This is a genomic window from Aeromonas sp. R2-4 (assembly GCF_040908365.1).
Lineage (GTDB): Bacteria > Pseudomonadota > Gammaproteobacteria > Enterobacterales > Aeromonadaceae > Aeromonas > Aeromonas veronii.
In genome coordinates this window covers 93,871-103,999 of sequence record NZ_JBFODO010000045.1, presented here as the reverse complement: position 1 = coordinate 103,999, position 10,129 = coordinate 93,871, and the positions used below count along the sequence as shown (strand labels likewise).

Annotated in this window: 11 protein-coding genes and 3 tRNA genes; all 14 read right to left on the bottom strand. The window is 54.5% G+C overall.

Features of this window, described 5'->3' with window-relative positions; genetic code table 11:
* Window positions 1-8: 8 nt before the first annotated feature.
* Window positions 9-84, bottom strand: a tRNA-Lys gene (locus AB5Z05_RS17750).
* 24 nt (window positions 85-108) lie between these two features.
* Window positions 109-184: transfer RNA gene (locus AB5Z05_RS17745), tRNA-Val, on the bottom strand.
* 31 nt (window positions 185-215) lie between these two features.
* Window positions 216-291, bottom strand: a tRNA-Lys gene (locus tag AB5Z05_RS17740).
* Between the two features lie 174 nt (window positions 292-465).
* Window positions 466-1,269: a tol-pal system protein YbgF gene (gene ybgF, locus AB5Z05_RS17735; protein ID WP_201933493.1), complete on the bottom strand. Its 804-nt coding sequence runs from the start codon at window positions 1,267-1,269 to the stop codon at window positions 466-468.
* Between the two features lie 158 nt (window positions 1,270-1,427).
* Window positions 1,428-1,952, bottom strand: coding sequence for a peptidoglycan-associated lipoprotein Pal (pal, locus tag AB5Z05_RS17730; RefSeq protein ID WP_005304908.1), 525 nt, complete (start codon window positions 1,950-1,952; stop codon window positions 1,428-1,430).
* 49 nt (window positions 1,953-2,001) lie between these two features.
* Window positions 2,002-3,327 (bottom strand): Tol-Pal system beta propeller repeat protein TolB, encoded by a 1,326-nt coding sequence (tolB, locus tag AB5Z05_RS17725; RefSeq protein ID WP_005335728.1) that lies wholly within the window; start codon window positions 3,325-3,327, stop codon window positions 2,002-2,004.
* A 95-nt stretch (window positions 3,328-3,422) separates the two neighbouring features.
* Window positions 3,423-4,556 (bottom strand): cell envelope integrity protein TolA, encoded by a 1,134-nt coding sequence (gene tolA / locus AB5Z05_RS17720; RefSeq protein WP_013723471.1) that lies wholly within the window; start codon window positions 4,554-4,556, stop codon window positions 3,423-3,425.
* 5 nt (window positions 4,557-4,561) lie between these two features.
* Window positions 4,562-5,008 carry a protein TolR gene (gene tolR / locus AB5Z05_RS17715; RefSeq protein WP_005354757.1) on the bottom strand — a complete coding sequence of 149 codons (447 nt, stop codon included), beginning with the start codon at window positions 5,006-5,008 and terminating at the stop codon, window positions 4,562-4,564.
* Window positions 5,008-5,697: a protein TolQ gene (gene tolQ, locus AB5Z05_RS17710; RefSeq protein ID WP_005335735.1), complete on the bottom strand. Its 690-nt coding sequence runs from the start codon at window positions 5,695-5,697 to the stop codon at window positions 5,008-5,010. Before tolQ ends, tolR begins: the two co-directional genes overlap by 1 nt.
* A complete protein-coding gene (gene ybgC / locus AB5Z05_RS17705; RefSeq protein ID WP_005335737.1) occupies window positions 5,687-6,094 on the bottom strand; it encodes a tol-pal system-associated acyl-CoA thioesterase in 408 nt (135 codons plus the stop codon). Before ybgC ends, tolQ begins: the two co-directional genes overlap by 11 nt.
* A 105-nt stretch (window positions 6,095-6,199) precedes the next feature.
* Entirely contained in the window at window positions 6,200-6,511 is a 312-nt protein-coding gene (locus AB5Z05_RS17700) for a cyd operon YbgE family protein (RefSeq protein ID WP_041202810.1), read from the bottom strand.
* A complete protein-coding gene (cydX, locus tag AB5Z05_RS17695) occupies window positions 6,498-6,614 on the bottom strand; it encodes a cytochrome bd-I oxidase subunit CydX (RefSeq protein WP_005304933.1) in 117 nt (38 codons plus the stop codon). The genes AB5Z05_RS17700 and cydX overlap by 14 nt, the downstream gene beginning before the upstream one ends.
* 14 nt (window positions 6,615-6,628) lie before the next feature.
* Complete coding sequence (gene cydB, locus AB5Z05_RS17690) at window positions 6,629-7,765, bottom strand: cytochrome d ubiquinol oxidase subunit II (protein WP_005335741.1); 1,137 nt, start codon at window positions 7,763-7,765, stop codon at window positions 6,629-6,631.
* Window positions 7,766-7,776: 11 nt separating this feature from the next.
* The gene (locus tag AB5Z05_RS17685) at window positions 7,777-9,333 is read right to left on the bottom strand and encodes a cytochrome ubiquinol oxidase subunit I (protein WP_005335743.1); all 1,557 of its coding nucleotides are present in this window, start codon (window positions 9,331-9,333) and stop codon (window positions 7,777-7,779) included.
* Between the last annotated feature and the right edge of the window lie 796 nt (window positions 9,334-10,129).

The window sequence follows — 10,129 nt, the reverse complement described above, 5'->3', positions numbered from 1 at the left end:
TGAAATGATGGTGGGTCGTGCTGGATTCGAACCAGCGACCAATTGATTAAAAGTCAACTGCTCTACCGACTGAGCTAACGACCCATCTAAATCATTTTTTCTACAAACTGGTGGTCGTTACTGGGATCGAACCAGTGACCCCCTCCTTGTAAGGGAGGTGCTCTCCCAGCTGAGCTAAACGACCTGGGAATTCTGTCTCCACCGAGTGGAGAAAATGGTGGGTCGTGCTGGATTCGAACCAGCGACCAATTGATTAAAAGTCAACTGCTCTACCGACTGAGCTAACGACCCTCACCACGACCAGTTCCGACTGCATTACTGCTTCGGCTCTGACGGCGGCCTATATTACGGATTTAAATTTCCGGTGCAACAGAAAATTCGTAATTTAAATCCGTTTGCTCACTGTGCGTACAAATGCAGGCTGTTTTTACAGTAGCGTTACGAAAACAGTGACATACAGCAATGTTACAGCTTGGCCAGACTCTGTTTGGCCAACTGGGCCGGCGAGGTGTTGGGATAGCCCTTGATCACCTGCTCATAGAAGGATTTGGCTTCCGACTTCTTGCCATCCAGTTGCGCCAGCATACCCAGCTTCAGCAGCGCATCGGCTCGCTTGGGGGATTTGCTGTATTTGTTGGCCACGGTCGAAAACTGGGCCGAGGCACCGGCTCTGTCACCCTTGTTGAACAGCAACTGGCCGAGCCAGTAGTGTGCATTGGGAACATAGCCCGAATTGGGGTACTGCTTGATGAAGCCCTGGAAAGCCGGAATGGCTTTGTCGTAGTTCTTCTCTTTGAGCACCATGTTGACCGCTGCGTCGTAAGCCTGATTCTCATCCTGATTGGTTGAGTAATTGGCCGCAGCAGCCGGTGTAGCGGCAGCAGCAGGGGCCGCGGCGGCCGGCGCAGCCTGCTGGCTGCTGGCAACCTTGTCGAGCTCCTGGTAGAGCTGACGCTGGCGCTCTTGCGACTGTTCCATCTGGTAGGTCTGCTGCTCCAGCTGACCACGCAGCTCGGAGACCTCCCCTTGCAGGGAGTCGACCTGCTGCTGCAATTCAGCTTGCAGTCGCAGACGGGCATTGAGGGTGCGCTCCAGCAGGGCAACCCGATCTTCCAGGCTACCGGTGGGCACGATGGCGCCGTTGTTGCCGCTAAGGACAACCCCACCACTTGAGTCACCGCCCAGATCGCTGACCGGTGCCGCAGCTTGCGCATTCAGAGCAACCATTACGGCCAGCGCAACGACAGCTTGCTTGTACACAGATTTCATTCGGATCAAACCTTAGCGTTTAGTACAGATAAAACGGCCAGCGCCATCGTCGCTCGCATATACAGATTTCATTCGGATCAAACCTTGGCGTTTAGTGCAAATAAAACGGCCATCGAAATGGCCGCTTGCATATAAACGAACTTCGTTCGGTTTAAACCTTAGTAAACCAGAACCGCGCGGCGGTTTTTGGCAAAGGCATCCTCGGTGTGGGACATGTCCAGCGGCTTCTCTTCGCCATAGCTGACGATGGAGAGCTGCTCGGCCTGCACACCCAGGGTTTGCAGATACTTGGCAACAGCCTTGGCACGACGCTCGCCCAGGGCGATGTTGTACTCCGGAGTACCGCGCTCATCGGCGTGACCTTCGATCAGGACTTTAACGCTCGGGCGCTCGCGCAGGTAGCTGGCGTGGGCATCCAGCAGATCAGCGTACTGACCCTGGATATCGTAACCGTCGAACGGGAAGTAGATCACGTTGTCACGCTGCAGTGCTTCGAACTTCTGACGCATCTGCTCTTCCGGGGACAACATGCCGTTGGCGCCGCCGGTTTGTACACCGCCCATGCCGTCGGTCATACCTGATTCAGCGCCAGCGGCGTCGGAATCAGAAGAAGAACTACAAGCGGCCAGGGTGAACAGTGGCAGTGCGATGGCCAAACCCTTGAGCAGTTTATTGAGTTGCATGCTATTTCCTTAAACCTTTATAACAAAACAAAAAACAATTGGATTTTTATCAATTCAAGAAGGGCGACCAAGCTGGTGCACGAATTTCACCGCTACTGGTCGGAAGCACAGCCTTGAAGCGACCATCAGTCGACACCAACGCGAGACTCTTACGACCCTGATAGATGGTGGCATAAATGATCATGCTGCCATTGGGAGCCACACTTGGCGACTCATCCAGAGCACTCTGGGTAAGGACCAACAGGGCATTGTTTTCCATGTCCTGACGGGCAATACGATACTGTCCCTGAACACGGGTCACCATCACCATGATTTTGCCATCAGGAGTAATGGATGCACCCTGGTTGGATTCACCTTCCCAAGTCATCCGGCGAGTCATACCAGTCGCCAAATTTACGCTATAAATCTGGGGTTTGCCACCACGTTCAGAGGTGAACAACAAATTTTGCCCATCCGGCATCCAGGAGGGTTCGGTGTCGATCACACGGCTGGTTGTAACCCGGGTCAGCTGCTTGCTAGCGACATCAACCACATAGAGGTTCGGTGAACCATCTTTGGAGAGAACGATAGCCAGACGACGACCATCCGGAGACCACTCCGGCGCCCCGTTGATACCGCGGAAACTGGTGATCAGGCTGCGCTGCTGGGTGTAGATATCCTGCACGTAGATTTCGGACTTCTGGTTCTCGAAGCTCACGTAAGCCAGCTTGCTGCCATCCGGCGACCAGGCCGGAGACATCAACGGCTCGCGGGAGCGCAGCAGGGTCTTCTCGTTGTAACCGTCGTAGTCAGAAATACGCAGCTGGTACGGGAACTGGGTACCCTGCTGGACGGAGACGTAAGCCAGACGGGTCAGGAAGGCACCGCGCTCGCCAGTCAGACGCTCATAGACGATGTCGGAGATACGGTGGGCAAACTGGCGCATCTGGGCACCCGGGATGGTCGCCATGCGGCTATCCAGGATGTAACCGTTGCTCTCGCCACCTTGTGCCTTGGCCAGCTGGCCTTTCAGCACATCGACCAGCTCGAAGTTGACCTTGTAGGTGCCGTCACCGACTGCCGAAATGGAACCCACCACCACGGCTTCAACCCCTTGGGAGGCCCAGGGAGCGAAGTTGATCTCGCTGCTGCTGCTCGGGGTTTGCGGCATCTGGCCACGGGCCAGCGGCTTGAACTTGCCGCTGCGCATCAGGTCGTTGGAGACCACTTCCGCGATGTCCTGCGGCAACTGCCCGTTACCTTCCCACTTGAAGGGGGCGACAGCGATGGGGCGTGCGCTATCAATACCGCCGGTGATGACGATGTCCAGGGCCGCCTGGGCACTCTGGCCCAGCAACAAACAGCCAACCAAAGCAAAAAATACTTTTCTGATCATGGCTTAAATACTCGGTTCCAATATAGATGAGAGGTTAAATTCCTTTCTCGGCGAGAGGTTGCCAACCGGAGGCAAGCAACCTCGTTTTATCACGCTTAGATACTCGGTTCTAACTTCAGGTTAAATTCCTTCAACATCTCGAATGCCGCAGGATCCTTGGGCACAGGCAGTTGATTGGCTTTCAGAACAGCCGCCTTACCGGAACGACAGACCGCCGGGTCACCCTGGCCGTTATCTACCGATATGACAAAGCCACTGCTCGCAAGACGTACGCCGATAGTACATGTTTTGCCCCGCATGGTGGGATCCAAAATCATATACCGCTCAACAGTGGCCTTGATGAGCGCCGCATATTTGTCGACTTCGCCCTGGGCTGCTGCCGATGCCGCCTGACTGCGAGCATTGGCCTCAGCCGACAGCTGCTGCTGCATCATCTCTTCCATCTCTTTTTGCAGCTTGGCCTGCTCGGCTGCTTTACGCTTGCGCTCAGCCGCGATCTTGGCCTGCTTTTCGGCCTCTGCCTTGGCTTTCTTCTCTGCGTCAGCTTTTGCCTTTTTCTCAGCCTCTTCCTTGGCCTTCTTCTCGGCCTCGGCTTTGGCTTTTTTCTCTGCTTCTGCCTTGGCTTTCTTCTCGGCTTCGGCTTTGGCCTTCTTGTCAGCTTCCGCTTTCTTGGCCTTGGCTTCTGCCGCCTTGGCCTTCTCTTCGGCCTCTTTCTTCTCTTGTTCCTTTTTCTTCTTCAGTGCCAACGCCTTGCTCTCGGCTTCCGCCGCTTTACGCTCGGCTTCGGCCTTCTTGGCCTTCTGCTCTTCCAGCTTGCGGGCTTCCTCGGCTTTTTGGGCCTTCTCTTCCGCCTGCTTCTGCTCGGCCACCTTCTTCTGCTTCTCGGCCTCGGCCTTGCGAGTCGCCTCTTCGGCCTGCTTGCGCTTGGTCTCGGCGATGCGAAGCTGCTCCTGTTTCTGAGCCAGCTCGCGCTTGGCGAGATCCGTGTCTTCCTTATCCTTCTCTTTCTCTACCTTTTGAGGCTTGGGCTGAGATTTCTGCTGCTGGATCTGCTTGGCCTGTTCGTTGAGGAAGTTCTCATCGAGCATGACGGCATTGACGATCTGCCCCTTCGATTCGGGTCGTTTCGGTTTGCTGAAATCGAGCCCGACAAACAGGATGATGCCGATGATCAGGTGCAGCAGAAACGACGCGATGAGATAACCGGAAATACCACGCTTCACATCCATCTCCGTTAGTTCACCGGATCTGTCATCAGGCCAACCTGAGGCACACCCGCTTTCTTGAGGGCCACCATCAACAGGATCACCTCTTCGTAGCGCACGGCCTTGTCACCCGCGACCACCACGGGGGCATTCTGGTTGATCGCCAGATAGCCCATGGCTTTTTCGGTGATGTATTGCTGCATCGCCTCTGGCGTGCCGCTTGGCACCGGCTCGTCATCGGCTTCGCCAGCCTTGATGACATACTCGCCTTCGGTATTGACGCTGACGATGAAGGGCGGCTTGGCATCTTCCGGCAACTGCTCGGACTCAGCCTGTGGCAGATCCACCTTGACCCCTTGCGTGATCACCGGCGTGACCGCCATAAAGATGATAAGCAGCACCAGCATGACGTCGATATAGGGAACCACGTTGATCTCGGCCACCTTCTTGCGCCGGATCCGCTGATAGGTTTGCATTACTGATCACCCTGCTGCTGTGCAATTTGACGGTTCAGAATGGTGGTGAACTCGTCCATGAAGTTGGCGTAGGCGTTCTCCAGCCGCTCGACCTTGTTGGAGAAGCGGTTGTAGAAGATAACCGCCGGGATAGCGGCAAACAGACCCATGGCGGTAGCGATCAGCGCTTCCGCGATACCCGGTGCCACCATTTGCAGGGTGGCCTGCTGCACCTGACCCAGGGCGATAAAGGCGTTCATGATCCCCCATACGGTACCGAACAGACCGATATAGGGGCTGATGGAGCCGATGGTCGCCAGCACCGGCAAGTTGGATTCCAGATCATCCACCGCGCGGGAGAGGGAGACGCGCATGGCGCGGTAGGTACCATCCATCACCGCATCCTGACCACGGGCACCGGCCTTGAGCAAGCGGGCATACTCCTTGAAGCCGGAGTAGAAGATATCTTCCATGCCTTCGATATCATCGCGGCGGGAAGAGGACTCCTGATAGAGGCGATTGAGATCGACCCCTGACCAGAAGCGATCTTCAAACTGTTCCGATGCGAGATTGGCCGCCTTGATCGCCTTTGAACGCTGGATAATCAGCGCCCACGAGACAATAGACATGCTCATCAGGGTCATCATGACCAGTTTTACCAACAGGCTGGCTTGCCAAAACAGGCCAATAAACGAAATTTCAGCGTGCACTTAACAGCACTCCCTTGATTTTTTCAGGTATAGCTACAGGTTTCATTTGCGGATGACTGACACAGGCTATCTGTACCATGGCCTGGGTGATCAGTCGTCCATCAGCCGCCAGGATCTGCTGCGAAAAGCGCAGGGATGCGCGTTTCACTTCAATCACTTGCGTTAATACATTCAATAGTTCATTAAAACGGGCCGCCGAGCGGAAATCGATCTCAGTTCGGCTCACCACGAAGGCATATCCCTCCTGCAGCCAGACGTCCTGTTCGACCCCTTTGGCACGAAGAAACTCGGTGCGAGCACGTTCCATAAACTTGAGATAATTGGCGTTGTAGACGATGCCCCCGGCGTCGGTGTCTTCGTAGTAGACACGCACCGGAAACTCAAAGACTTCCCCCATAACAATCTGTGATCCATTCGACAGTCAGATGGGGGGCTATCATAGCGCAGGGCTGAATAGGAAAGAAGCAGGGGGAGACAGGGAAATCCTGCCTCCCCCCGTTTTTTATGAAAGGAAATATGAATGTGTCAGCCAGAGGCCATACAACAAACTGGGCCAGGCGAGCCAGGGGTTGAACAGCACACGTCCGGGCAGGCTTTTCAGATGAAAGCCAAGCCCGTTAAGTACGCCACAACAGACGGCCCACATCAGCCAGGGAGCAAGCCAGAGACCATGCTCGCTGGTGTTGGCCGCGATCAGATTGGGGGCCTGTAAAATAGCGACGGCCAACAAGGCCGCCGCGAGTAACATCAACCCCTGCCACGGCTGCCGCTCCAGTGGAGCGGCCAGCCTGGCGAGTCGATCACTTGTTTTCATCGATCTGACGATCCATGTTCTCGGTGTGTTCCAGCCACAGCGCATTGATGATGCCAAATGCACAGGCCAGCAACAGCCCCAGGATCCAGGTGAAATACCACATTGTCAGCGCACCTCTTAATAGAGAGATTGTTGGTTATCTTCGATGTGCTTGTTGGTTACCCGGCCAAACATCTTGATGTAAGTCCAGATGGTGTAACCCAGCACAATCGGTACGAAGATCGCTGCAGCCACAGTCATCACCTGCAAGGTGTTGAAAGAGGCGGTAGCATCCCACATGGTCAGGCTCAGTGACGGCTCAAGGCTTGAGGGCATCACGAACGGGAACATGGAGAAACCGGCAGTGAGGATGACCCCGGCAATCGCCAGCGAGGAGCTGGTAAACGCCAGCCAGCCGATGTTCATGCGGGCAAACAGCGCAGTCAGCAGGCTCATGGCCAGACCCAGTACAGGGGCGGCCACCATCCACGGATAGAGGGTGTAGTTGTTCATCCAGGCACCAGCCTGCAGGACAACTTCCTTATTCATCGGGTTGGATACCGCGTCAGTCGCGGCAGCCTTGACGATGACATACCCTTCCATACCGCTTACCCACCAACCCGCGGCAGCAAACAGCACCAGGGTCAGTAGTGAGCAGATCATGGCGGCAGTGCGGGAACGAGCCAGCACTTCACCGTCGGTCTTCATCATCAACCAGGTTGCGCCCTGGGTGAGCAGCATGAACAGGCTCACCAGACCAGCCAGAATGCCGAACGGGTTAAGCAGACCAAAGAAGTTGCCGTGATAGGTCAACATCATGAACTGGTTAAACTCGAACGGAACGCCTTGCAGCAGGTTGCCAAAGGCCACACCAAAGACGATGGGCGGCACGGCACTACCGGCGAACAAGGCCCAGTCCCAGTTGCTGCGCCATTTGGCATCAGCACGCAGGGAGCGGTACTTGAAACCGACCGGACGCAGGAACAGCGCCATCAAGGTCAGGATCATCGCGATGTAGAAGCCGGAGAAGGTCGCGGCATACACCATCGGCCAGGCGGCGAACAAGGCGCCACCGGCAGTGACCAGCCAAACCTGGTTACCTTCCCAGTGCGGTCCCATGGTGTTGAGCATCACGCGGCGCTCGACATCTTTCTTGCCGACGAACGGGAGCAGTGCGCCTACCCCCATGTCGAAGCCGTCAGTGATGGCAAAACCGATCAGCAGCACGCCGACCAGAGCCCACCAGATGACACGTAGAGTTTCGTAATCAAACATGGTCGCTCTCCTTATGCCTTGATCTGTTCAAAGTGATACTTGCCAGTCTTCAGGCTGCTGGGGCCAAGACGGGCATACTTGAACATCAGGTACATCTCGATAACCAGAAGTACGGTATAGAACAGGCAGATACCGATCAGAGAGAACCAGATCTCGGCTGCAGGCAGGTTGGATGCAGAGAGGGAAGTCGGCAACACCTCTGCAATGGTCCACGGTTGGCGACCATATTCAGCCACAAACCAGCCAGCTTCAATAGCGATCCACGGCAGCGGGATACCCCACAGCAGACCCTTGAGCAGCCACTTGCGCTTGCCGATCTGATGACGGGCACTGTCATAGAAGGCCATACCAATCAGTACCAGCATCAGCATGCCGACGGCAACCATGATGCGGAAGGCGAAGAACAGCGGCAGTACCTGCGGGATGGAGTCATCCACGGCGGCCTTGATCTGCTCGTCTGTAGCATCGGTCACGTTGCTGGTGTAGCGCTTGAGCAGCAGACCGTAGCCCAGATCCTGCTTCACTTCGTCGAAACGAGCGCGGGTCTCGTCAGACTTGTCACCGGATTGCAGCTTGGTCAGCAGGTCGTAAGCGGTCATACCGTTGCGGACGCGCAGTTCGTGCTCGCTCTTCAGATCCTTCAGACCGGTGACCTGACCGTCCAGAGAACGGGTCGCGATAATGCCCAGTGCATAGGGGATCTTGATGGCGTAGTCGGTGCGCATCTCTTCCTGATTCGGAATACCGAACAGGGTAAAGGCGGCCGGAGCAGGTTCAGTTTCCCACTCGGCTTCGATAGCGGCCAATTTCACCTTCTGCACTTCACCGGTCTCGTAACCGGATTCGTCACCGAGGATCAGCACGGACACGATGGAAGCCATACCGAACGCGGCGGCAATAGCGAAGGAGCGACGGGCGAACGCCACATCACGATTCTTCAGCAGATAGTAGGAGGAGATACCCAGCACAAACATGGCGCCACAGGTATAACCAGCCGCCACAGTGTGGACGAACTTGACCTGAGCAACCGGGTTGAGCACCACGTCAGCGAAGCTCATCATCTCCATTCGCATGGATTCGAAGTTGAACTCGGCACCGACCGGGTTCTGCATCCAGCCGTTGGCGACCAGGATCCAGAGGGCGGAGAGGTTGGTACCCAGCGCCATCAACCAGGTGGCAGCCAGATGCTGATGCTTGCTCAGACGATCCCAACCAAAGAAGAACATACCGACGAAGGTGGACTCCAGGAAGAAGGCCATCAGCCCTTCGATAGCCAGCGGGGCCCCGAAGATATCGCCGACATAATGGGAGTAGTACGCCCAGTTCGTCCCGAACTGGAACTCCATGGCCAGACCTGTGGTGACCCCCAAGGCAAAGTTGATACCAAACAACTTACCCCAGAATTTGGTCATGTCCCGGTAGATGGTGTTGTTGGTCATCACATAGACGGATTCCATGATCGCCAGGAGAAAGGCCATTCCCAGCGTCAGGGGTACAAACAAAAAGTGATAAAGGGCCGTCGCAGCGAACTGGAACCGCGATAGGTCTACCACATGCTCAGCAATCATGATGTTTCCTCACCGATTATTGGCACGGCTATTTTAAGTTTTAAGCACAAAGCTTCCGTTGGAGGTTAGCGAATGAGCCTTATTGGGACGTGTCACAACAAAACGCGTTCAGTAACCACTGACATTAACAACAAGGCAATACGAGAACACAAATAAAGCTAATGTTTAACAATTCCAAAACAATCAGCCTAAATTTATTCTCGCCCATGATGACCGGGTTTTTATATCACCTTTATTTGATTGAAATCAATGTAAAAGGACCCGCCATACATGGCTTTGAAAGGCATTTTTAATCTATTTCACGATTATTGACGCGAGCCAGATCACAAAACACGATAAAGCGTAAAACATTGATTTAAATCAATTTAAAAATTTAACATCCCGCCACTCGGTTTAATTTGAAAAGCGTGAATGACGCGCCTTTTTCCATGTTATCCGAGTCAGGCAATCTGATTCGAAAACTCAATTTAAAATTGCAAAGAATGCATACTCATGCGAACCAATTTCATCAACAAAGACATTAGATAAACTAATTTGAAGAGTGCAATTTTTCTTGTTTGCCGGGGTCGATTCGAACTCCTACAATGCGCCTCGCAGTGAGGGCATACCCTTGGATACAGGCCGGTTAATCCGGGTTCACGGTACGTATTCGACGATCAATTTGAACCTGTCTATTGGAATCGAAGATGAAAAAGTTTGTTGCTAAAACCATCCGTTACTACAAGCTTTCCTTTGTTCAGCTCTATCAACTGAACCGACTCTGAGAGCTCGCGACGGCTCACCTGTTTATTTTCCG